Annotated in this window: 21 protein-coding genes; 14 read left to right on the top strand and 7 right to left on the bottom strand. The window is 61.9% G+C overall.

The window, feature by feature from the left end; translation table 11 throughout:
* Positions 1-1,081: 1,081 nt before the first annotated feature.
* The 5 genes from AU252_RS24350 (at position 1,082) to AU252_RS00580 (ending at position 6,344) form a co-directional block, all read left to right on the top strand.
* Positions 1,082-1,558, top strand: a complete 477-nt coding sequence (locus AU252_RS24350; protein WP_240484281.1) for a muconolactone Delta-isomerase family protein — start codon at positions 1,082-1,084, stop codon at positions 1,556-1,558.
* Positions 1,559-1,780: 222 nt separating this feature from the next.
* Complete coding sequence (gene catA, locus AU252_RS00595) at positions 1,781-2,629, top strand: catechol 1,2-dioxygenase (protein WP_240484280.1); 849 nt, start codon at positions 1,781-1,783, stop codon at positions 2,627-2,629.
* 254 nt (positions 2,630-2,883) lie between these two features.
* Positions 2,884-3,795, top strand: a complete 912-nt coding sequence (locus tag AU252_RS00590; protein ID WP_058929062.1) for a helix-turn-helix domain-containing protein — start codon at positions 2,884-2,886, stop codon at positions 3,793-3,795.
* 120 nt (positions 3,796-3,915) lie between these two features.
* Positions 3,916-5,796, top strand: coding sequence for an NADH:flavin oxidoreductase (locus tag AU252_RS00585; RefSeq protein WP_058929061.1), 1,881 nt, complete (start codon positions 3,916-3,918; stop codon positions 5,794-5,796).
* A gap of 11 nt (positions 5,797-5,807) precedes the next feature.
* The gene (locus AU252_RS00580; protein WP_058929060.1) at positions 5,808-6,344 is read left to right on the top strand and encodes a VOC family protein; all 537 of its coding nucleotides are present in this window, start codon (positions 5,808-5,810) and stop codon (positions 6,342-6,344) included.
* 485 nt (positions 6,345-6,829) lie between these two features.
* Here AU252_RS00580 and AU252_RS00575 read toward each other — a convergent pair whose 3' ends face one another.
* Positions 6,830-7,918, bottom strand: a complete 1,089-nt coding sequence (locus tag AU252_RS00575) for an IS630 family transposase (protein WP_058929059.1) — start codon at positions 7,916-7,918, stop codon at positions 6,830-6,832.
* Between the two features lie 328 nt (positions 7,919-8,246).
* Here AU252_RS00575 and AU252_RS00570 point away from each other — a divergent pair, with 328 nt between their 5' ends.
* From AU252_RS00570 to AU252_RS00540, 7 genes are all read left to right on the top strand, one after another.
* Positions 8,247-8,672, top strand: coding sequence for a MarR family winged helix-turn-helix transcriptional regulator (locus AU252_RS00570; protein WP_058929058.1), 426 nt, complete (start codon positions 8,247-8,249; stop codon positions 8,670-8,672).
* Positions 8,669-9,649, top strand: coding sequence for a zinc-binding alcohol dehydrogenase family protein (locus tag AU252_RS00565; protein WP_058929057.1), 981 nt, complete (start codon positions 8,669-8,671; stop codon positions 9,647-9,649). The genes AU252_RS00570 and AU252_RS00565 overlap by 4 nt, the downstream gene beginning before the upstream one ends.
* 64 nt (positions 9,650-9,713) lie before the next feature.
* Positions 9,714-10,526, top strand: a complete 813-nt coding sequence (locus AU252_RS00560) for an ABC transporter ATP-binding protein (RefSeq protein WP_058929056.1) — start codon at positions 9,714-9,716, stop codon at positions 10,524-10,526.
* 83 nt (positions 10,527-10,609) lie between these two features.
* Entirely contained in the window at positions 10,610-11,215 is a 606-nt protein-coding gene (locus tag AU252_RS00555) for an ABC transporter permease (protein ID WP_240484279.1), read from the top strand.
* Positions 11,212-11,922, top strand: a complete 711-nt coding sequence (locus AU252_RS00550) for an ABC transporter permease (protein ID WP_058929054.1) — start codon at positions 11,212-11,214, stop codon at positions 11,920-11,922. The genes AU252_RS00555 and AU252_RS00550 overlap by 4 nt, the downstream gene beginning before the upstream one ends.
* 26 nt (positions 11,923-11,948) lie before the next feature.
* Positions 11,949-12,857 carry an ABC transporter substrate-binding protein gene (locus tag AU252_RS00545; protein ID WP_058929053.1) on the top strand — a complete coding sequence of 303 codons (909 nt, stop codon included), beginning with the start codon at positions 11,949-11,951 and terminating at the stop codon, positions 12,855-12,857.
* 68 nt (positions 12,858-12,925) lie between these two features.
* On the top strand, positions 12,926-13,882 hold the full coding sequence (locus AU252_RS00540; protein ID WP_058929052.1) for an aldo/keto reductase: 957 nt from the start codon (positions 12,926-12,928) through the stop codon (positions 13,880-13,882).
* An 82-nt stretch (positions 13,883-13,964) separates the two neighbouring features.
* Here the strand turns inward: AU252_RS00540 and AU252_RS00535 are convergent, their stop codons facing one another.
* From AU252_RS00535 to AU252_RS00510, 6 genes are all read right to left on the bottom strand, one after another.
* A complete protein-coding gene (locus AU252_RS00535) occupies positions 13,965-14,720 on the bottom strand; it encodes an SDR family NAD(P)-dependent oxidoreductase (protein ID WP_157768901.1) in 756 nt (251 codons plus the stop codon).
* Positions 14,721-14,746: 26 nt separating this feature from the next.
* Complete coding sequence (locus AU252_RS00530) at positions 14,747-15,763, bottom strand: cyclase family protein (protein ID WP_058929050.1); 1,017 nt, start codon at positions 15,761-15,763, stop codon at positions 14,747-14,749.
* Positions 15,764-15,771: 8 nt separating this feature from the next.
* Entirely contained in the window at positions 15,772-16,230 is a 459-nt protein-coding gene (locus AU252_RS00525; protein ID WP_043480746.1) for a VOC family protein, read from the bottom strand.
* Between the two features lie 53 nt (positions 16,231-16,283).
* Entirely contained in the window at positions 16,284-17,444 is a 1,161-nt protein-coding gene (locus AU252_RS00520; RefSeq protein ID WP_058932672.1) for a mandelate racemase/muconate lactonizing enzyme family protein, read from the bottom strand.
* A gap of 8 nt (positions 17,445-17,452) precedes the next feature.
* The gene (locus AU252_RS00515; protein ID WP_058929049.1) at positions 17,453-18,808 is read right to left on the bottom strand and encodes an MFS transporter; all 1,356 of its coding nucleotides are present in this window, start codon (positions 18,806-18,808) and stop codon (positions 17,453-17,455) included.
* An 87-nt stretch (positions 18,809-18,895) separates the two neighbouring features.
* Complete coding sequence (locus AU252_RS00510) at positions 18,896-19,816, bottom strand: LysR substrate-binding domain-containing protein (protein WP_058929048.1); 921 nt, start codon at positions 19,814-19,816, stop codon at positions 18,896-18,898.
* Positions 19,817-19,987: 171 nt separating this feature from the next.
* Here AU252_RS00510 and AU252_RS00505 point away from each other — a divergent pair, with 171 nt between their 5' ends.
* Together AU252_RS00505 and AU252_RS00500 are read left to right on the top strand one after the other, a co-directional pair.
* Entirely contained in the window at positions 19,988-20,698 is a 711-nt protein-coding gene (locus AU252_RS00505) for an SDR family oxidoreductase (protein ID WP_058929047.1), read from the top strand.
* 88 nt (positions 20,699-20,786) lie between these two features.
* The gene (locus AU252_RS00500) at positions 20,787-21,599 is read left to right on the top strand and encodes an alpha/beta fold hydrolase (protein ID WP_157768900.1); all 813 of its coding nucleotides are present in this window, start codon (positions 20,787-20,789) and stop codon (positions 21,597-21,599) included.
* Positions 21,600-21,602: the final 3 nt, after the last annotated feature.

Genomic DNA, 21,602 nt, shown 5'->3' with positions numbered 1-21,602 from the left:
TAGTAGTCGCAGTACCGAAATATTTGATGCCAACTTGTGTCGCTGGCGGCTATCATCGGATTCGTTTCATGGCTTCCGTGGTGCGGGGAACCATCGGCCGCTCGGGGTCTTGACAATGGCCCGTACTCGACCCTGCCCGTCGACGCCGCCGCACGAGGCAATGCGGTGGGCACGGTTATTCTGTCCCGAGCCCGCGTCGCCATTGGCTCATTGGCTTGTCGTGGCCTGCTCACGTCAATCCCCGTTCTACGCAGCCGGTTTGTTAGTTCCCCCCGCTTCTCCATGCGCTCTTTTGGGGCAGGGGACATGACTGGGGACGTAATTGTTCAGCTGCCCAAACGGGGCTCTGAGGTGGCGAGCGCTGGCCGAATGCTCTTTGCACATTGCACTGACTTCACGTGCTGCCGGACCCGGGATGCCCAAGGCCGATGTCCCGCTTGGCCGCACCACTACTTTCATCGGCGTGACGATCGCCACCAGCACACGGCAACCAGCGGGCGGCCATGGAGTTTACAAAGCCACTCTCCAGGCCCTTTGAAGAACGCCGATAACCTGCCTTTCGTAAGGAGAAATCCGGCAGGTTGTAGCAGTTCGGGCGATTGCTGGCGATGTGGCAGCCTTCGCTGCGTGAGCTCTTATGGTGCCAAAGCGCCGGGAGCCCCCGGGGCGTCATGTCGGTTTCTGCCGGTTGCGCGATGTGTTGACTGACAGGAGGTGACTGCAGCGCTGACGATCCCGAAGTCTAAGACGTTGAATCTGCTCGAAGCCTTTCACCGCGACCCGGCATTCTTGGATTCGGAGGCCGGGGGTGTCGGGCGATGTCGAGTGTGTTCCTTCCCCTTAGCGTTGCTGCCGCAGAAAAAACAGGGTGTGCACATTGTGCACACCCTGGGCTTCGGATCGGCTCGTATTGGCTCCGGACTGGGCCGGAGTGGCAATGTTCTGGGTAGCAGCGGTTCTTCAGGGGCTGGAAGGCGGTCCGAGTCCCACCTCGGGCACAGTGTTATCGCAGGTCAGGGGCAAGTTGGCTTGCTGGTCGTTGACAAATGCCCCAGAGCGTTGAGACGGACGTAGCATTTTTGTGGCCAGCATCCAGAAACGCACACGAAAAGACGGTACGTCGTCGTTGATGGTGTGCTGGCGGGATCCGAAGTGCCGGGAGCAACAGGGCATAACTGTTGCCTCCGAAACTGAGGCTGAAACTCTCAAGCGGCTGCTGGACGCCATAGGCCAGTCCGTCAAGATTGCTCAACACGCCCTGCCCTCCAACGAGGCTCGTGTCCCCACGGTCGCGGAGGTTGTCCAGGAACGCAACAATCTTTTGATCCGGCCGTCCAGTGTGACCACCAGGACATATCAAATGATATTGGACATGCCCACTGACCAGGAGGGCACCCTCAAAGCTAAGGAACGTGAATGCTTGAAGGAACTTCAGCGTGACGGGAGGTGGGCGCATCTTTGGGGTGTAGTCGGTGAGTACTCGAACTGCTCAGTGTTCGACGTGGCTGAAAACGACGAGCACTTGTTGCTCTCTGGTTTGCCGCTCGTCCGTACATAGACATCAAGGTGACCTCGCTGGCGAAGCACCCATCCGCCGTCGTGCAGCTTCCCCGACAACTGATACGGAAACCCTTTCAATGCGTCTGAAATAGGTATTTCTGTTCGCCCAATTGAAAGCCTAGTCTGAATCAACCGAACACTATGTGATGCCCAGCACATGGCGCTGTCCTAACGCACAATGCTGACATCAATACGAAATTTCTACGACAAAGGAGTCACCGTGACAACGGAAACCCAGGCAACTGCAGCCGCCTCAGGTGCGGGTGCAACAGCCCGCTTCAGGGAAGACAAGCACGTCGCTGTAACTACAAGCCAGGAAAGAGTTAGTGCCCTTGCCGGCAGGATCATCAAAGCCATCAACGACACCGTGATCGACGAAAAGGTCACTTATGACGAATACAACGCCCTTAAAGCTTGGCTGATCAGGGTCGGCGAGGATGGGGAATGGCCGCTGTTTCTTGATGTCTGGGTGGAGCACTCCGTCGAAGAAGTTGCCAACGTCAACCGACACGGCTCCAAGGGAACCATTGAAGGTCCCTATTACATCCCGAACGCGCCTGTTCAAAACACACCAGCTTCGCTGCCCATGCGTGATGACGAGCCGGGCACGCCGCTTCTGTTCCAGGGACAGGTAAAGAACGTTGCTGGGCAGCCCCTACCGGGAGCCTTGATCGAGCTTTGGCACGCTGACGACCTTGGCTTTTACTCCCAGTTCGCGCCGGGCCTGCCGGAATGGAACCTCCGTGGCTCCGTCATTGCCGACGCCGAGGGCAAGTTCCAGGCCAACACCATTCAGCCGGCCCCGTACCAGATTCCAACTGACGGCGCCTGCGGTGCCCTCATCGCAGCTGCCGGCTGGCACGCCTGGCGTCCGGCACACCTGCACCTGAAGGTCTCCGCGCCCGGCCACCAGCTCATCACTACCCAGTTGTACTTCCAGGGTGATGAGCATGTGGCAGACGATATTGCTTCGGCCGTGAAGCCGGAGCTAATCCTCGCACCTACGGACCGCGGGGACGGCAACGGCCGTGAAGTCACGTACGACTTCATCCTCGATCCTGAGAACTGACACAACGCCGTCTGCGGGAATGGCCCCTCCTTGATCACTAGGTCGTCGGGTGGCGGCTTCAGCGCCACCCGAAGGCCTGGCGAAAAGGGCCACGCTGCAAGCTTCAAGCCATCTCACTCTGACTAACGCCGACACGTTGAAGTGCTGCCCTGACCGTCCCTGAATACGGCCACTCTTTCATCGTCACGATCTGTTAGGGGTGGTCTGGATCGGAAAAGAACATCTGCTGCACTATGCACGGAATGGAATAACCCATGAACTTCGTGACGACGATCCCTACAGTTACCGATGAGATGGTCTCTGATTTCTCGACAAGCCATTTGCCGTGGCAGTTGGATGTGGTTCGCGACGCCGCATTGAAGTACAGGGCGGCAAAGCTTGGTGGGCCGTGGGCTGTGGATTGCCGTCTTGGCGGAATGTCCGGGCGCCGCGGCCAGCGGGAAATCAGCCATACGAACGGTGACTATGCAGCCGTGCTGTTGGTAAGGCACGGCCGGGAAGTATTCTCACAAGGCGGCCGGCAGGCAGTTGTGGGACCCGGCACCGCGGTTGTGTGGGACGGCGTCGTCCCGGGGGAGTGCTTCAGTGAAGGCCCGCTCGTTAAGACCACGCTCTTTATGCCCCGGCAGCTCTGCCTCGAGGCACTGCCGCGCCTTGACTCACTTGTCGGCCGACCCCTGGCCACCAGCCCCAGTCTGCGTTTGCTGTTTGACTGGTTACACACGTCGATGAAGTCGCCGGACCTGGACGAGGATGCAGCTGCGCTAACGGGACGGATTGCCATCGATCTGTTGGCCTCGGCAATTGGCGCTTCGTCCAACATCGTGCTCGACACAAAGACTATTCGGCTAATGGAGATCAAGGCCTTCATCCAGTCCAGGCTTGGCGATTCCAGCCTCACCGTGGATGATATTGCCCGCGGTAATGCAGTATCGAACCGCTACCTTCATACACTGTTCGAGGGTACAGGGGAGACTTGCCGAGAGTTTTTGATGCGGCATCGTCGGGAACTCGCCTACCAACTACTGCTGTCGCCTGCACCTGTATCGGTCACTCAGGTCGCACACCGGTGCGGTTTCGACAACCCGTCGTCGTTTAGTCGTACCTTCCGTGCCGCCTACGGTGTTTCACCCCGGGAAGCACGGAATGCCCGCCGCGGAGTGTGATCCACTCAACATTGTGCGTACCTGGAACATTTCTGTGCACATGGCGGCAGGTTTTGCGCCCTGGAGTTTCAGATACTTGCTACTGCGAGGAAATACCTCCCGGTGACGAAGGAGTCCCCAATGTCGAATACCCTGAGCGAGCGTGCCGTGAAGCACGCCGCACTGTTCCAGCCCGGACGGATCGGACGGATGTCCCTGAAGAACCGCTTCGTCCAGTCCCCCATCTTCACCCAGTACGCCGACGTCGATGGATACGCGGGCCCCCGCCTCATCGAATATTTCCGGGAACGGGCGCGCGGGGGAGCGGGCCTGCTCATCACGGAGAACACCTCGGTTGACTGGCAGGTTGGCCGCACGGTCGGACACCCGATCCGGATCGACCACGACCGTTACCGGTCCGGTCTGGCCGACCTGGTCGAGGCGGTGCACAATGAGGGCGCGAAGATCGCCGTGCAGTTGCACCATACGGGCCGCCAGAACTCGCAGGGCAACACCGAAGGCAACGTGCCCCCGATCGCGCCAACGGCCGGCATCACCAGCGCCTTCGGAACGGCACCGCGCGCCATCGAGCTCGAGGAGATCCCCGGCCTGATCAACATGTACGCCCAGGGCGCCCGCCGGGCCAAGGAAGTGGGCTTCGACGCGGTAGAGCTCCACGGCGCGCACGGGTACCTGCTAGGGCAGTTCCTGTCGCCCAAGACGAACAAGCGCACCGATGGGTACGGAGGTTCGCTCGAAAATCGGGCCCGATTCGCCCTCGAGGTGGTCCGGGCGGTACGCGAACAGGTCGGTCGCGACTTCCCGGTGCTGTACAGGCTCAGTGTCGAGGAGCCGTACGAGGGCGGGCTCTCCCTGGAGGACGGGCTGGCGTTCTGCCAGATGCTGGAGGAGTACGTCGATGCGCTGGACGTGTCGGCCGGCAATTACGACACAGCGGACATTCTCCTGCCCATGGTCCCCCCGGGCAACCTCCTGCACTATGCCAAAGAAGTGAAGAAGCGGGTCTCCGTACCCGTCATTGGAGTCGGGCGTTTGGTCTGGCTACTGGACGAGCTCAACGACGACGTCGCCGCCGGGGAACTGGACTTCGTCGCCATGGGACGAGCCGGCCTTGCCGATCCCGCGATCGTCGAGAAGACCCGGCGTGGTGAAACGTCCAACATTCGCCGCTGCCTCGCCGTCAACGAGTGCATCTCACGGTGGATGTTCAACGGTCAGCACACACAGTGCGTTATTAACCCAGCCCTATCTCAAGAAAAGCGGGCCGCCGAGGCCCGTCGGCTGGCCGTCCTCGCCAAGCGGGTCCTGATTGTTGGAGCCGGCCCGGCCGGATGCGAGGCCGCCATCCTGGCCGCCGAGCGCGGGCATGAAGTGACGCTGGTCGAACGCGAGCAGGAGATTGGCGGCCAGCTGCGGGGGTGGGCAGCGGCGGAGGTCTTGAACAAGGAGATCACCACGTTCCTCGAGTTCTATCGCGCCGAGCTGCAGCGCACCGGCGTTGAAGTCCGGCTCAACACCGAGATCACGGAAGCGGACATGAACGGGTATGACACCGTCCTACTCGCCACCGGCACTAACAGCTCGGGCGCCCCCAAGGGAGCCATCGACGCCGTGCAGATGCTGGCCGACCGCCGTGCCCCCGAAGCGAAGGAGCTGACTGTGCATGGGGACACGGAGACCGCGATGTTCGCCGCCCTGTGGCTGGCCGAGCAGGGCCGGAAGGTTACGCTCAGCTCTCCCAGCGCCGACATCGGACTCGACACCAACGACATGCAGCGCAACCACCTGAAGGGGCTGCTCGCCGCCCGGAACGTCACTGTCCTCACCGACCAGCAGGCCCCCGCTGGAGAGACAGTCGTGTGGGCGCAGGACCGCGCGGCCAGCGATGCCCTGGCGGGGGCAGTCGGCGATTACCGCGTGCATATCATCGGCACACGCCTCAGGGGCGGACGCATGTACGAGGCAACCCAATCTGGTTTCTGGGCCGCAGCCGAGATCTAAAAGGAGTAACAATGACAATTCGCGCAATCGAGCACATTGGCATCACGGTGCCCGACCTCGAGCAGGCAACCCGCTTCTTCGCCGACGCCTTCGGCGCCGAAAAGATCTACGACATGCTCGACGAACCCCTGGCAGGCCCCGCCGTCGAGTCCGGCCTGGGTATCCCCGCAGGGGCAAGGATCGAGGCAATACGCATGCTTCGTCTCGGCGAAGGACCCAATCTGGAGCTGTTCGCTTACTCCGGGACAACCCAGCGCGACCCTGTAGTGCCGAGCGACTACGGCCTCCAGCACTTCTGCGTCTACGTAGACGACATCGAGGAGGCCGCCGCCCAGTTGGAAAAGGCCGGCGGGCAGCTGCTGAGCCAGCCCGGTGATCTTCCCGGAGGCGATGCCGGCGAGGGCAACCGGTATCTCTACGCCCGCACCCCTTGGGGCAGCACAGTGGAGCTCGTGACCTATCCGTCCCCGCAGGCCTACGAGTCGCGGACCTCGTTGCGCAGGTGGCGCCCTCTCATGGATTCCGACAATGCACGCCAGGAAAAATGACACCGGTGCGGCTTGCACGGCACATATGTAGATGGGACATAAATATGGCAGCTTTGCATCTAGGGGTGACGACCAAGGGCGCGCCCTGAGAACGGCCTCATAACCCTCCTTGTAGGGCGGAGGCCAGTGCAAAGGACAAGTTAGGCTTGGCACAGGTACTCATAGACCGTGTCCTGGCTGATCTCTATATCGCGGGCAGGGACGTCTTTCGGCATACCGTTATCGGCCGAGCCGAACCAGCGCGGACGTCCGTCCCGAGTAAGTCCTTTTCCGCTCCTTGTGCGAGCCCCGCTGCTGGGCTGAGGCGATGCATTCCCGTATCGTTCCCTGATGAGCGAGCGTTCGACTTCAGGGACGTGCCCCCATGGCTGAGAGCATGATGTTGGCCATGGGGGCCTCGCCGGTAAATGCCGGGCTGTCCTTGACGAACTTAGGCCCCTGCCCGTGAAGATCCGCTCGAGAACTTGGCGTACTAGTGGTGTGTCTCAGTTTTGTTTGATGGTTTCGAGGGCGACGCGGCCGCGGGCTACTTTTTTGAGGATTGAGTCTGCGGTCGCGGTCCAGACCAGGGGTTTGGGTTCGGTGTTGTGGGCGGCGAGATACTCTTCGATCTTGTGGATCAGGTCCGGTACGGAATGGAACGCTCCGCGGCGCAGGGCCTTGTCTGTGAGTTCCCGGAACCAGCGCTCGACGAGGTTGAGCCACGAGGACGAGGTGGGGGTGAAATGCAGCTGGAAGCGGGGATTATTCGCCAGCCAGGCTTTCACGTCGGGGTGCTTGTGGGTGGCGTAGTTGTCCAGGATCAGGTGGACATCCAGGCCCTGCGGGACTTCTTTGTTGATGGTCTTGAGGAACACCAGGAATTCTTCGTGCCGGTGTTTGGGCAGGCATGAGCCGATGACTTTTCCGGTGGCCACGTCCAGGGCAGCGAACAAGGTGGTGGTGCCGTTGCGTTTGTAGTCATGGGTCATCGTTTCCGCCCGGCCTTTCTTCATCGGCAGGGACGGCTGGGTGCGGTCCAGGGCCTGGATGGACGATTTCTCGTCCATGCACAGCACGATCGCTTTCTCCGGCGGGTTCAGGTACAGGCCGACGACATCAATGAGTTTTTCTTCAAACCGCGGATCGTTGGAGAGCTTGAACGTATCCACCAGGTGCGGCTTCAAGCCCCTGGCCGCCCAGATCCGCTGCACCTGCGCCGGAGACACCCCCACCTTCGCCGCCATCGTCCGCACCGACCAGTGCGTCTGCCCTTCGGGCCTGGAATTGCGCGTCAGATCAACGATCTCGTCAATCTTTGACTGCGGAATGACCGGCTTGCGGCCCCGCCCGGCACGCACCTCTCCCAGGTGGGACAGGCCGTCCTCGGCGAACCGGGCCCGCCAGGACCTCACCGTCCCCGGGCTCGTCCCGGCGACCTTCGCGATCGATTCATTGGCCAACCCCTCCGCGGCCATCAACAAAACCTGCGCCCGCTGAACCTCGCGATGGGACGCCGTCTGCGATTTCGAAAGGACCTCCAATGCTGCACGTTGTCCATCAGAAACCACCAATGCAGGAGCCGGATTCGTCATACCCCCAGTTTAACAGAACACCCGCAAACTATTTTGGAGACATACCACTAGCTGGTTATTCTTGTTCTGTCTGGTGTGCTCAAGCACATACTCTGGTGACCTTCGCGAAATTTTCCCGATGGAGGCTCGGGAGCTGATGGCATGGCGAGGATTCGGTCGAACGGGCCCAGCACTAATGGCGAGACGCGAACGCCAGGTTCGGCGCGGAGCGAATGATGTTCATGACCCAGCGGGCCGGGTAGCAGAGCCAGGGCGGGGCGATGTTGGACGCCCCCCTTAAAGGTGGATTCCTAGGAATATAATTCCTCGAAGTATAGTTACCTTCACTATGGACTTCTTCGATGCACTCATCCGGTATGAAACCAACTTGTGGAACCACGTGGATAACCGGCTCAAAGCCGCAGGCGCGCCGTCGCTCGCTGTTCTGTCCTCCCTCCGAGTGATTCGGCGCTACGCGCCCTCCGCTCGCGTACAGGAGCTCCGCCAGGAGCTGCGCATCACCGTAGGTGCCGCGAGCAAACTGGCGGATCGACTTGAACAGGAGGGGCTGGCCCAACGGCAGCCGCATCCCTCTGACCGCCGCTCCTCACTCATTGCACTTAGCCCTGCCGGCGAGCGGGCACTGGATCTTGGCGTCCAGGTGCTGCAGGACGCTCTGGACGAACACCTCGCCGGTGAGGACACCAGCGCTCTGGCGTCAGCGGTGCAGCGCCTTGATGAAAGCCTCACCGTATCCGCCGCGGTGCCGCAATGAGTGAAACAATGCGTGCAGTGGTTGTGGAGGCACCAGGGGCACCTGAAGTACTGCAGCTGAGGGAGCTGCCTCGCCCGGCAGCCAGGCCGGGTCAAGTACTGATCCACGTGAAGGCTTTCGGACTCAACCGGTCCGAGCTGCACTTCCGCCAGGGCCTGGCGTACACCGGAGGTTTTCCACGTGTCCCGGGAATTGAGGCGGCTGGTGTCGTTGCGGAATCTCCCGGCGGGGAGTTCGCACCTGGTCAGCAGGTGGTCACGATGATGGGCGGCATGGGCCGCGAGTTCGACGGCGGTTACGCCGAGTTCGTGCTGGTGCCGGCGTCGCAGGTCATCCCCTTCCATAGTGAGCTTCCCTGGGACGTCATCGGCGCCGTTCCAGAGATGCTGCAGACCGCTTACGGCTCCCTCACGGTAGGGGTGCAGGCCAAGGAGGGGGAGAGCGTGCTCATCAGGGGCGGCACGTCCTCAATCGGTCTGGCCATCGCGGTGCTGGCAAAGCTCCGCGGTATGACCGTTCTCTCCACCACCCGCAACGAGTCCCGCCGCGCCCTGCTCGAGAGCGTGGGCGTAGACCATGTGCTTATCGACGACGGCGAAATCGCGCCCCGCGTGCGGGGGATAATGCCTGGCGGCGTTGACGGCGCTGTGGAGCTCGTCGGGGTCAACGTGATGCGCGATACACTGCGCACGGTCCGCCCGGGGGGTGTTGTCTGCTTCACCGGCATGCTCTCCGACCAGTGGACAATCGATCAGTTTTATCCGATGGACTGGTTGCCGAACGGCGTGCGGCTCACCGCATACTCCGGAGAGGCGGCCGATCTCCCTGCCGAGGTACTGCAGGAGTTCCTTGACGCAGTTGCCACCGGCCACGCCCCGGTCCCGGTCGGCGCCACCTACCGCATGGAGGACATCGTGCAGGCGCACCGCGATCTTGAGGCAAACACTGTCGGCGGCAAGGCAGTGGTGCTCCCATGACCGCCTTGATCCATGTGGCGCAGGATCAGCGTCCCGCCGCACCATCTACAGGAATCCCGGGCTGATGATCGAGTTCCGTGAGATCGGAAAAAGGTATCCAGACGACTCCGTGGCAGTCGCGGGCTTCAATTTGGTGGTGCCGTCGCATCGCACTGTCGCGCTCGTGGGGTCCTCCGGATCCGGGAAGACCACCCTGCTCAGGATGGTCAATCGCATGATCGACCCCACCGAAGGTGCAGTACTCATAGACGGACGCGATGTCCGGCAGCTGGACCCCGTGCAGCTTCGACGATCCATCGGCTACGTGCTGCAGGCCGGCGGATTACTGCCGCACCGCACCGTGCTGGACAATGTCGCTACCGTCCCCGTTCTTCAGGGAGTGCGACGCCGTGATGCCTGCCGCGACGCCTACGAACTGCTCGAACGCGTTGGCCTCAGCGCTTCACTTGCCCTGCGCTACCCGTCGCAGCTGTCCGGGGGGCAACAGCAGCGCGTCGGGGTTGCCCGCGCGCTGGCCGCCAATCCAAACATCCTCCTGATGGACGAGCCGTTCGGGGCAGTCGATCCAATCGTGCGCCGTGAGCTGCAGGATGAGATGCTGCGTTTGCAAGCGGAGCTCGGCAAGACCATCGTGCTGGTCACGCACGACATCGACGAGGCGTTCCGCCTTGCGGACGAGGTCGTGGTGCTGCGCCAAGGTGGCGGCATCGCGCAGGTCGGCACGCCGACGGAAATCCTCGCCGCACCGGCAGACGACTTCGTTCGCGAATTTGTAGGCGCTGATCGCGCCGACCGGACGCTTGTTGCCCGTGATGTGGCAGGGCGTCGGGTGGTCGTCGACGGCGAAGGCCGCCCGGTTGGGGTGCTTGCCCTGTGACCTGGCTCGCAACCGGCTGGCCGCAAGCGGTTCAGCTGGCGCTCATTCACCTTGCCCTCAGTCTGCCCGCCATAATCCTCAGCGTGCTCATCGCACTCCCACTCGGGGTGCTCGCGAACCGCCGGCCCCAGTTTGGCGGTGCACTGCTCAGCATCGCCGGCCTGCTCTACGCCGTACCAGCGCTGCCGCTGCTCATCATCGTGCCGGCACTGTTGGGCATCCCGCTGCGGTCACCGCTGACGATGGTGGTGGTACTCACCATCTACGGTGTCGCGCTGCTGGTCCGCAGCGTCGCCGACGCTTTCGCTGCCGTCGACCAGACAGCCCGGCAGGCGGCCGTCGCGATCGGCCATTCACCGCGGGCCGTCTTCTGGCAGGTCGAGCTCCCGCTGGCAGTCCCGGTGATCCTGTCCGGTGTCCGCGTGGTGCTTGTGAGCACCGTCGGGCTGGTCACGATCGGTGCTCTCGTCGGAATCTCCAGCCTCGGCAGCCTGTTCACCGACGGCTTTCAGCGCGGCATCGCAGAGGAGGTGCTCACGGGAATGGTGCTCACTGTCGTCCTCGCGATGCTGCTCGACACAGCCGTGGTGATTTCAGGCCAAATGTTCACCCCCTGGACGCGCGCGAGACGCCCCGGCCGCGAAAATACAGTCAGGCACATCGCCGCGCCTGCGGAGGTACGACCGTGACCCTCCTCCTCGAGGCCCTGAACTGGCTCAGTGATTCCGCACGATGGACCGGACCGACCGGCATCTTCCAACGCGTGTTCGAACACCTCGCGGTTACGGCCGGGGTGATACTCGTCGGGGCTGCCATCGCGCTGCCAATTGGAATCATCGTTGGCCACACACGCCGAGGCCGCTCGGTAGTAGCAGCTCTTGCCGGCGCAGCCAGGGCGATCCCGACCCTTGGATTACTCACCGCCCTTGGGTTGGCCCTCGGCATCGGTTTACAGGCACCCGTGCTCGCCCTCGTGGTCCTCGCCGTCCCATCGTTGCTGGCGGGAGCCTACGCCGGCGTGGAAAACGTCAGCCCCGCCACTGTGGACGCTGCACGCGCAAGCGGAATGAGTGAGCTGCAGATCATCCTGCGGGTCGAACTGCCACTCGCGTCACCGATCATCCTGGGTGGTCTGCGCGCCGCCACCTTGCAGGTTGTGGCCACCGCGACACTCGCCGCCTACGTGGCTGACGTGGGCCTGGGCCGCTACCTGTATGCAGGGCTCAAAACCCGGGACTACCCGCAGATGCTCGCCGGCGCGGTGCTGCTGGTGATCCTGGCACTCCTGCTCGAAATCATGCTCTCCGCCCTGCAGCGGGCTGGCCGCCGTGTCGCCACACCAACCGGGAGCAAGCCCTCCCGCCATACTCACGCGGCACAGCCGCGCCGCCCTTAACCCTCACCCCTTTTGAAAGGACAATCATGAATCCCCGAATTTTCGCCGCCGCGCTGTCCGCCGTCACCGTCGTCGCACTAACCGGCTGTTCGACGAGCAATCCCTTAAACGACAACAACGCCGGCAGCAACACCACGGAGTCCATTGTCGTCGGCTCGCAGGACTATTACTCCAACGAGATCATTGCCGAGACGTACGTCCAGGCCCTAGAGGCAGCCGGGTACTCCGTGGAGCGCCAGTTGCGGATCGGCCAGCGCGAAGCATATCTGCCTGAAATCGAGGCGGGCGAGATTGACTTGTTCCCTGAGTACACGGGCCCCGCCCTGCAGCACTGGGAGCCAGAAACCACCGCGCGCCTGGCCGACGCCGTCTACGCCGAACTCCATGAAGCTGTTCCCGAAAACCTGCGCGTGCTTGACCAGTCACCTGCCACCGACCAGGACGCCTACGTCGTCACCCGGGAGTTCGCCGATCGGTGGGACCTCACCACCATCGCTGACCTCGCAAAAGTCACCGAGCCACTTACCCTCGGAGGCAACTCCGAGGGTGAAACCCGGCCAAACGGCCCCCGAGGCCTCAAGGACAAGTACGGCGTTGAAGTTAACTTCACTCCGGTTGAAGACGGTGGCGGCCCACTGACTGTCAAGGCGTTGAAGGACAACGCTGTGCAACTGGCCATCATTTACACCGCCGACCCCTCCATTCAGAAGAACGATCTGGTGGTGCTCGAGGACCCGGAAGGCTTGTTCCTCGCCTCCAACGTGGTCCCGCTGGCCAGCGGCGACGTCGACGAGAAGGCAGCCGAAATCATCGACCGGATCAGCGACGCCATGACAGCGGCGGAGCTCGTGGCCCTCAACGCGCGCAGTGCCGACGAGAAACTGCCGGCAGCCACCATCGCCAAGGACTGGCTTACCGCCAAATCACTTATCTGAACCTCCCCCGCACGCCGAAGCGGCTGCGGCAGAACACCATTTCCTAGACCAACTTCAGGAGACTCATCATGACTCATTCACGTGTTGCCCTCGGCACCTCGGACCTGTCCGTTTTCCCGCTCAACCTTGGCGGCAACGTCTTCGGCTGGACTGCAGACCGGCAGGCATCCTTCGACATCCTCGACGCCTTCACCGCGGGAGGCGGCAACTTCGTCGACACCGCGGACGGATACTCCGCCTGGGTGCCGGGTAACACCGGCGGAGAATCCGAGCGCCTCATCGGCGAGTGGCATCAGCTCCGCGGCAAACGGGACGAGCTCGTCATCGCCACCAAAGTTAGTGAGCACCCGGATTTCAAGGGGCTCTCAGCCAGAAACATCGCCGCTGCCGCAGACGCCTCCCTTCAGCGGCTGCGCACCGACCACATAGACCTCTACTATGCACACTTCGACGACGCGTCCGTGCCGCTCGAGGAGACGGTCACCGCGCTCTCCGCACTCGTAGACGCCGGTAAGGTGCGCCACATCGGCATCTCCAACTACTCTGCGGCACGCATCGCCGAGTGGTTCCGGATCGTCGACGCAAAGGGGCTGCACCGCCCGGTGGCCCTGCAGCCGCACTACAACCTCATCGAGCGGGACTACGAGGGCGAGCTTCGCAACATCGCCTTGCAGGAACGGCTCGCCGTCCTGCCGTACTACTCCCTTGCATCGGGCTTCCTGACCGGCAAGTACCGCGAGGGCGCGAGCATAGACAGCCCCCGCGCTGACGGCGCCCAGGCGTACTTGGAGAAACACGCGGCCCTGCTGTCTGTCCTCGACGAGGTCGCGGCCTCCCATGACGTCTCAGTCGCGACAATCTCCCTCGCCTGGCTCCGGTCGCAGCCGACGATTCTCGCCCCGATCGCCAGCGCCCGCACGGTAGAGCAACTGCCCGACCTGCTCGCAGCGGCTACCCTCGAATTGACCGCGGAGGAGCTCACCGCCCTCTCGGAGGCGTCGCTCGCGACACCCGCAACGGTCTGACTGCAGCACACGAATGAGCGGCTCCCGGAACCACAAACCCGGGAGCCGCTCATCCATGCCTTTGATAACTGGACCTTACATTTCAGCCGAAGACCACGCCGCCGTTCACGTGAAGGATCTGTCCGGTGATGGTGCCGGCATCTGGTGCGAGGAGGAAAGCGATGGCGGCAGCAATTTCCTCGGGTTTTGAGAGACGTCCCAGGAGTGACATTCCGGCGATCCGGTCGCGGTCGGTATCACTCAAGACATCGGTCATCGGTGTTTCCGTTGCCCCGGGGGCGACCATGTTTACGCGCACGCGGTGCGGGGCAAGTTCGCGGGCGTACCCGCGGACCAGCCCGATGAGAGCGGCCTTGGAAGTGGCATATGCGCCGTTACCCATGAGGCCGCCTCCGGTGAATGCGGCGGCGCTGCCCAGGACGACTACCGTTCCCAGGGCGCCGGCCCGGATAAGGTGTGGCCCGGCGGCGGAAATCGTGTTCTGGACTCCGATGACGTTGATGTCGAGCACCCTCCGGAATTCGGACACATCGATGTCGAGCAACGGCAGGCGGCTGACTATGCCGGCGGCGGCAACCACACCGGTAATGCTTCCTCCGTCAGCGAACTGGTCAGCGGCGCTGCGCATGGCATCGGCGTCGGTGACATCGGCGGCGATCGCGAGGTGCCCGTGTCCTTCAAGCGTCGCCACAGCATCTGCTGCTGCAGAGGGGTTGATATCGACTATGGCGACGCGGGCGCCCCTGGCCGCGGCCTGGCGTGCGCACGTCAGGCCGATGCCTGATGCGCCACCGGTGATGAGGACAGCTTCGGCTGTCACCGATTGGTGTTGATTCACGACAAAATGCTCCTGATCTTTCGCGGTTAAAGGATCGCCATAGCGTTGGCGGGGCTGCCGACTCCACCCAGCAGATTTAGCGGCTGTGCGGTGAGGAACACGTCGTACCGCTTGCGCAGGGTGCAGGCGGCTGCGAGTTCGTCGAGCGCCCAAAGTTCACCGAGGGTGAGTCCCAGCAGGGGGATGAGGATGCGGTGAAGCATCCCGGTGTGACTGGACATTGGCATGGAACCATTCAGTTCCGCATCGACGGTGACTTCAGAATCAGTTGGCGGCCACGCTTCGAGGGCGATGTTGTCAGAGGCTGCCACGGCGACCTGGTGGTCCCAAAGCCAAGCCGCAGTCTCTTCCGACTGGCGAAGTCCCGGCGAACGAAGCACGCCGTCCCTATGGTCAGTCACCTGACGGAAATGCTGCAGCCAGCCGGTGCGGATCATGATGATATCGCCCGGACTAACTGAACTGCCTTGCCACTCGAGAGTTGCATCCAGATCCGTGACCGGAATCGGCTCGTTTCGCGTCTGATCGATCGGACGGCCCACCGCTTCTCGGTAGGCACCCACATCAATGAGCAGCCCTCGTCCGGCAATCCCGCGTTGTGCCACAGCCTGGATGCCGAGGTCGGGCTGGCCCGCAACCAGTCCCGTCGGGTCGGTGTCGTTGTAAAAGCCACGGTCCGGATGCCCGAAGTGACGAAGTCCGTCGATCTGCGTGGATGCCTGCAGGAAGAAGCTGTCGATCCGGTCATCGCGGTGGAACTCATTCAAGCCGAACACGGTGTGTTCGACCGAGCCGCGGTGGGAAATGATCGGCGGGTCGAACTCTGTCAACGGCAGGTTCAGAGGGACGACGGCGCCGGTCAGGATGCTTTCCCGTGCGGCGAGCACGCGCTCGGGTGTGAGGTGGTTGAGTGTGCCGAGCTGATCTGTCGGACCCCAGAGGCCCCACGCCGTTCCCTTCAGCCTTCCGGGGCGATCCAGCAGTTCGGCATATCGGGGGATTTCACCGCCTGACGACTGATGGGGGGCTTGGGGAGTCGTCATCGGCAGGTTCAGGATTCGCCCTCGGTCATGACCTGGTGGATTTCGATCATGTTGCCCGCTGGATCGGTGAAGAAGATCTGGTGCCAGCCCTCGACCGACCAGATGCCCCAGTCGTCGAACGGGATGTTGTGCTCGGTCAGGCGCGCCTTGATCGCCTCAATGTCATCGGTCCGGAATGCAAAGTGGCCCCCGATCAGCGGGTTGACCGAGTGCCCTTCCTGCGCTGCAAGGTATGGCTGGCGCTGGGTGGCGTGGATCTGCAGCTCGTTCGGGTCGCCGGCGTCGTAGAACTTGGCGGCACTGTCCCACTCGGCGTCACCGTCGATGTCTTTGTCCGCGTTCTTGGAAGTGGCGATCATCGCCGGGGACGGGAGCTGGTTCAGTCCCAATGCCTTTCCGTAGAAGTCGGTCAGCAGTGACATGTCATCGGAGGTGACGTTGACGTGGTGGAGACGGAGGTAAACCATGATGTGTCCTTTGATTTGTTCGGTTTGGGTTGGAGCGAGGAGGTTTGGTGGTGTCAGAGATCGACGCGGTAGCGGGTGACCTTCTCCGGATCGAGCCGGATGCCGAGGCCGGGTCCGTCAGGGACCCGCATACGTCCATTCTCGATCAGGAGAGGCTCTTGGAGTAGATCGTCGGCCATGTCCAGGTAGTTGGACAGTTCCGCCGCGGAGCGCGCGGTGATCTCCTGAGATGCACCGAAAATGAGGGAGCAGACGGTACCGATGTGCGCGTCGATCTGGTTGCCGATGACAGCTTCGATGCCCAGCCCCTCGGCAAGGTGGGATACGCGTAACGAGTCCGAGAAGCCGGTCCGGGCTGTTTTGATGCTCACCGCAGTCGCTGCTCCCGCGAGGATCTCGCGGGTGACGTCTGCAGGTGTCGGGGCGCTCTCGTCGGCGACAAACGGGATGGGGCACTGGGAGACCAGCCAGCGTCGGCCCAAGACGTCATCAGCGGGGCAGAGTTCCTCGACACGGCTGAGGCCGACGTCTTCAAGCTGACGGATCGCCAGAGCGGATTCCGCCGCTGTCCACCCGCGGTTCCCGTCGATGTAAAGTTCGGCGTCCGGCCCCAACGCACCGCGGACCGCTTTGCAGACGGCCACGTCCAGGTGGACGGGGCGGCGTCCCACCTTGATCTTGAAGCTCGAAATGCCGAGCGTCTCGCGCAGTTGGATGGCTTCGGCGGCCACTACGTCGGGATCGTCGAATCCCAGCATGTGGCTGACCTGGAGCTGGTCGGTGAACCCTCCCAGAAGGCTGTGGACCGGGGTGCCGATTGTCTTTCCCCAAGCGTCCCACATGGCCATGTTGATTGCGGCTTTGGCGGTTGGGTTGCCGACCGTTCGTGCCAGCCGTGACCTGACCTGTTCGCGGTCAAGAATTGAGAGCCCGATGATGGCGGGAGCGAATATTTGCTCAATCACCGCGACGATGGAGGCTTGGGTCTCGCCGTAGGTGTAGGGGCGAGGCGGTGCTTCGGCTATTCCGACTACGCCGTCGCTGGTGACGATCTCCACAAGCACGTTGTCAGCTATGGCGATTGATCCGCTCGCAAACTTAAGCGGCTTGCTGTAGGGGATCGCATAGGGCACAGTTCGTACCTCAAGGATGCGTGCGGCAGTTGACGGCTCATAACCGGGAGGCGCTGTCTGGGTGGTTGATTGGACTAGCAAAGTCTCGGTCATCCTTCGGTGCGGGGAAAGGTGGGTGTTTCGATGTTCAGGGTTCCGCGGAGTCCCCCAGTTTTACGATCCGCCCAGCCGATCAGGATGTAAACGAATACGGCAGCGAGGGCGAAGAAGCCTGACATCACCAGGAGACCGGTGGAGGTCGAACCCGTAAGGTCGGTAAGCCATCCCTGGATGTACGGACCGACGAGACCGCTGAGGTTACCCACGGAGTTGACCAGGGCGATGGACACAGCGGCCAGTGCGCCGGCGTAGACCTGCACGACGGTTGCGTGGAAGGTTGACAGGACTGCGAAGAAGCCTGCAGCGGCGATGCTCACGCCGAGAAGTGACAGGAACGGGTTCCCGGAGAGTACTCCGAAAAGGAGACCCAGGGCGGCGGCAATCATGGGGACTGTAAGGTGCCAGCGACGCTCGCCCGTCCTGGAGATACTGCGGACTATGGCGAACATGACGATCGCGGATATGGCCCACGGAATCGCGGAGATGAAGCCGGATGCCACCACGTCCAGCTTGAACTGCTCTTTGACAATGGAGGGAAGGAAGTAGGTGATCGACCAAAAGCCGATAAGGATGAAGAAGTACGTGATAGCGAATGCCCACAGCGACGGCCGCCGCAGGGCTGCCGGGAGTTGCTTCAGTTCGTGAGCCCCAGCATCGGCGCGCTGAGTCACGTTTTTTGCCAGGTATGCTTTTTCATCTTCATCGAGCCAGGAAGCCTTATCCGGCGAAGAGGGCAGGACGAAGAAGAAGACTACTGCCAGGATGACTGCCGGCAGGCCTTCCAAAACGAAAACCCACCTCCATCCCGCGATACCGCCGAGCCCATCGAGGAGAAGGATTGATGACGTCACTACGGAGCCGGTGGCCAAGGCGACAGGGACAGCCAGGTTGAACCAGGACATTGCCTTGGGAAGCAGCCGGGCGGGCAGCCAGAGAGCGAGGAACAGTATAGCGCCGGGGGTGAAGCCAGCCTCCGCCAAGCCAAGGAGGAAGCGCATGGTGTAAAGAGCGATATCGTTCTGCATCCAGGCCATGGCCACCGTCACGATGCCCCAGGTAACCATGATCCGTGCCAGCCAGATCCGTGCGCCTACCTTGGCGAGGAACATGTTCGACGGAATCTCGAACAGCAGATAACCGATGTAGAAGAAACCGGCTGCGAGACCGAAGGTCGCCGCCGTCAGACCCAGATCACGTGACAGCGGGCCAGCGATTACACCGAGATTGGCGCGGTCGATATAGGAGACAAACATTCCGAGCATCAGGATCGGAAGAACCTTGAGCGCAACTTTCCGGTAGACGCGGGCTTCGATGCCCGAGTCCACCGCCACAGGGGTTGTTGTCATTGCAGTTAGCTCTCTTCGTTGAGGGACTGGCTTGGTGCCTTCCCAAAAGATTAGCTAGACATTGTTCCGAATAGAAATACCAATTACCTATAGTTTGAGATCGAAACCAGAAAGATCGGGAGTTGGCAGAGCTGACCTGGACACCTCCAGGACTGCTGAGAGTGCGGGCGATGGGTCATCCTTGCGCCAGGTCAGTGTGGCGAACATGTGGCTGGGATGGATGTCGACGAGTTCTCTGTAAACGATCCCTACCGACTGGGCCGGCGTCACAGAACTCAAGGTGATGGTGATTCCAGCCCCGGCCGCAACAAGAGCCAGCGCTGTTGCAGAGTCGGGCGATATTTGAACCACCCGGGGCCGGAATCCTGCCGTGATGCAAAGGGCAAACATGGTGGCCTGAAGGATGGACCCGGTATCAGAGGGCAGGCTGACGAAATCCTCGTCGTGGAGGTCCGCCAATGACAGATTTGGCTGATTGGCTCGAGGGTGCCCTTCGGGCAGGGCACATAGGATCTGCTCGACCTCGACGACGCGCGATTCAAGTTCCGGCTGCGGCGTAGGAAGGCGTGCGAAAGCCAGATCCAACGAACCCTCGAGGAGCTTGTTCAACGCCGTGTATACGTACGTTTGAGATTCCAACTGCAACTCGATTCCGGGATACGACTCCCGAACAGCCCGAGTCAGAATCGGGAGGGCGCGCTGGCTCGAGGCGCCCGCGAAAGCGATCCGCACGCGACCCTGGTCCCCGGCCGCGATGGATTCGGCGAGATTCTGGACAGAGGCGACCTGACTAAGAACCTTCCGCGCCGGAACCAGTAGCCTTGACCCCGCGTCCGTCAGCGCAACGCTGCGCGTGCTGCGTTCAAAAAGCCGCAGGCCAAGGCTTTGTTCAAGTTGCCGGATCCGCGCACTGAGAGGCGGCTGGGACATGTGCAGCTTCGCTGCAGCCCTGCCGAAATGGAGCTCTTCAGCAACCACGACAAAGGCTTCAAGATCCTTGACTTCCACTTTCTCTCCTCTGGGCAATCAATTATTCTGCTTTGCCGATCAGTCTAGCCGTAATTGGTATGGGATTTAGGCATTATGCCGAGCTTTCCTGACGGATACTTAGGAACAATGCTTTGCGCTGATCCCACAGCGTTCCGCGCATGCCGACGTGTGCGGAGGAAGGAAATTCTCATGGTCGAACGCCTCTTAGTTACCGGCGGCGCGTCAGGAATCGGACGCGCAATTGCTCAACACGGACTCAAGCAGGGATGGGACGTCGTGGTCATCGACCGGCAGCATGCCGATCTTGGTCGCTCGATCCTTGCCGATCTCTCCGATGTCGACAGCACCGCGGAAGCCTTGGAAACCGCACTTGCGGAAGGCCCCATCACCCGGCTGGTCAACAATGTGGGCGCGGTCTTCCCGGCACCGCTCCGGGATCAGACCCTTAGCCAACTTGATCAGTCCCATGCCCTAAACCTCCGATGCGCCGTTCAGTGCACTCAAAGCGTCCTGGAGGGCATGACAGAGGTCGGATTCGGCCGCATTCTGAACATGTCTTCCCGTGCCGCCCTCGGCAAGGAACTGCGCACCGCCTACTCTGCCGCCAAGGCCGGCCTTATCGGCTTGACCCGGACATGGGCCCTGGAACTGGGCGCTGCCGGCATTACGGTCAATGCGATCGGACCGGGACCTATCGCCACGGAATTGTTCATGAAGGCTAACCCGGAAGACTCACCCCACACAAAGGCCATCATCTCGTCCGTTCCCGTCGGCAGGCTCGGCCAGCCGGAGGACATCGCCAACGCTGCCGGATTCTTCCTCGACGAGCGGTCCGGTTTCATCACCGGCCAGACACTGTATGTTTGCGGCGGGCTCACCGTCGGATCGAACCCGATGTAACGACAAGCAGGACGCACTCGGGTACTCACCCGGGCGACCCTTGCTCCTTCGCGGAAGAAAACAAATTTGATTGCCCAAGGAGGCGCAATTGGCTGATCATGAAAAGTCGTTTCGAACCACGGACGGTGTTCGGCTGGTCTACGACGATCACGGCACCGGACCCGCCGTTTTACTCGTCCATGGTTTTACGTGCCGGGCCGAGCACTGGGCCTTCCAACGTGAGGCGCTGGTGGCCGCGGGATATCGGACGCTCGCCCTTGACCTGCGGTTCCATGGCCGTTCAGAGTCGCCGACCAGCGGTCAGCGTGTCTCCCGCCTAGGGAAAGACGTGGGCGAACTGATTGAACATCTGGAACTTGACGCGGTGGCGCTTGTCGGACATTCCCTGGGGGTCTCGGTTTGCCTCGCATACTTTGACTTATTCGGCACGGACCGCGTACGGGCGTTTGCGGCCATTGATCAGTCCCCGAAGATCATCAATGACGAGTCGTGGGCCTGGGGTGTCAGGTCTGTCGAGTGGGCAAACGTCTGGGATTGCGTTAACGGCCGATATCAGTGGGGCAATCCGTCATTCGAACCACCGATGCCCGCTCACGTCGGGCAACTGCTCGCCGAGGTGGGTGGCCTTACTGACTTTCCCCCAGGGGCGGTGCTTCAGTTGATGGTGGACCACTTTACTGCGGACTGGCGGGACGTCGTTTCGAGGGTCAACGTTCCATCCTGGGTGGCGACAGGCCACTTCTCTCCGTCATTTCCGCTGGAAGGCATGAAATGGCTCGCGGAGACTCTGCCGGACTCTCATTTGTCCGTGTTTGAAAACAGTGGGCATTGCCCTCACTGGAACGAACCAGAGGCTTTCAATCGCGAAATGATTGCTTTCCTTCAGGCGGCCCTGCGGTAGTGG

This window comes from Pseudarthrobacter sulfonivorans (assembly GCF_001484605.1).
In the GTDB taxonomy this organism is placed as follows: domain Bacteria; phylum Actinomycetota; class Actinomycetes; order Actinomycetales; family Micrococcaceae; genus Arthrobacter; species Arthrobacter sulfonivorans_A.
The sequence above is the reverse complement of the archived record's forward strand: the minus strand, read 5'-3'. Positions and strand labels throughout refer to the sequence as shown.

Excerpts from the sequence above, each read along its gene's own strand:
- AU252_RS00525 (WP_043480746.1), bottom strand. The coding sequence starts at position 16,230 with ATGGTTTACCTCCGTCTCCACCACGTCAACGTCACCTCCGATGACATG.
- AU252_RS00585 (WP_058929061.1), top strand. The coding sequence starts at position 3,916 with ATGTCGAATACCCTGAGCGAGCGTGCCGTGAAGCACGCCGCACTGTTC.
- AU252_RS00545 (WP_058929053.1), top strand. The coding sequence starts at position 11,949 with ATGAATCCCCGAATTTTCGCCGCCGCGCTGTCCGCCGTCACCGTCGTC.
- AU252_RS00570 (WP_058929058.1), top strand. The coding sequence starts at position 8,247 with ATGGACTTCTTCGATGCACTCATCCGGTATGAAACCAACTTGTGGAAC.
- AU252_RS00505 (WP_058929047.1), top strand. The coding sequence starts at position 19,988 with ATGGTCGAACGCCTCTTAGTTACCGGCGGCGCGTCAGGAATCGGACGC.
- AU252_RS00530 (WP_058929050.1), bottom strand. The coding sequence starts at position 15,763 with ATGACGACTCCCCAAGCCCCCCATCAGTCGTCAGGCGGTGAAATCCCC.
- AU252_RS00515 (WP_058929049.1), bottom strand. The coding sequence starts at position 18,808 with ATGACAACAACCCCTGTGGCGGTGGACTCGGGCATCGAAGCCCGCGTC.
- AU252_RS00580 (WP_058929060.1), top strand. The coding sequence starts at position 5,808 with ATGACAATTCGCGCAATCGAGCACATTGGCATCACGGTGCCCGACCTC.
- AU252_RS00565 (WP_058929057.1), top strand. The coding sequence starts at position 8,669 with ATGAGTGAAACAATGCGTGCAGTGGTTGTGGAGGCACCAGGGGCACCT.
- AU252_RS00590 (WP_058929062.1), top strand. The coding sequence starts at position 2,884 with ATGAACTTCGTGACGACGATCCCTACAGTTACCGATGAGATGGTCTCT.
- AU252_RS00560 (WP_058929056.1), top strand. The coding sequence starts at position 9,714 with ATGATCGAGTTCCGTGAGATCGGAAAAAGGTATCCAGACGACTCCGTG.
- AU252_RS00575 (WP_058929059.1), bottom strand. The coding sequence starts at position 7,918 with ATGACGAATCCGGCTCCTGCATTGGTGGTTTCTGATGGACAACGTGCA.
- AU252_RS00540 (WP_058929052.1), top strand. The coding sequence starts at position 12,926 with ATGACTCATTCACGTGTTGCCCTCGGCACCTCGGACCTGTCCGTTTTC.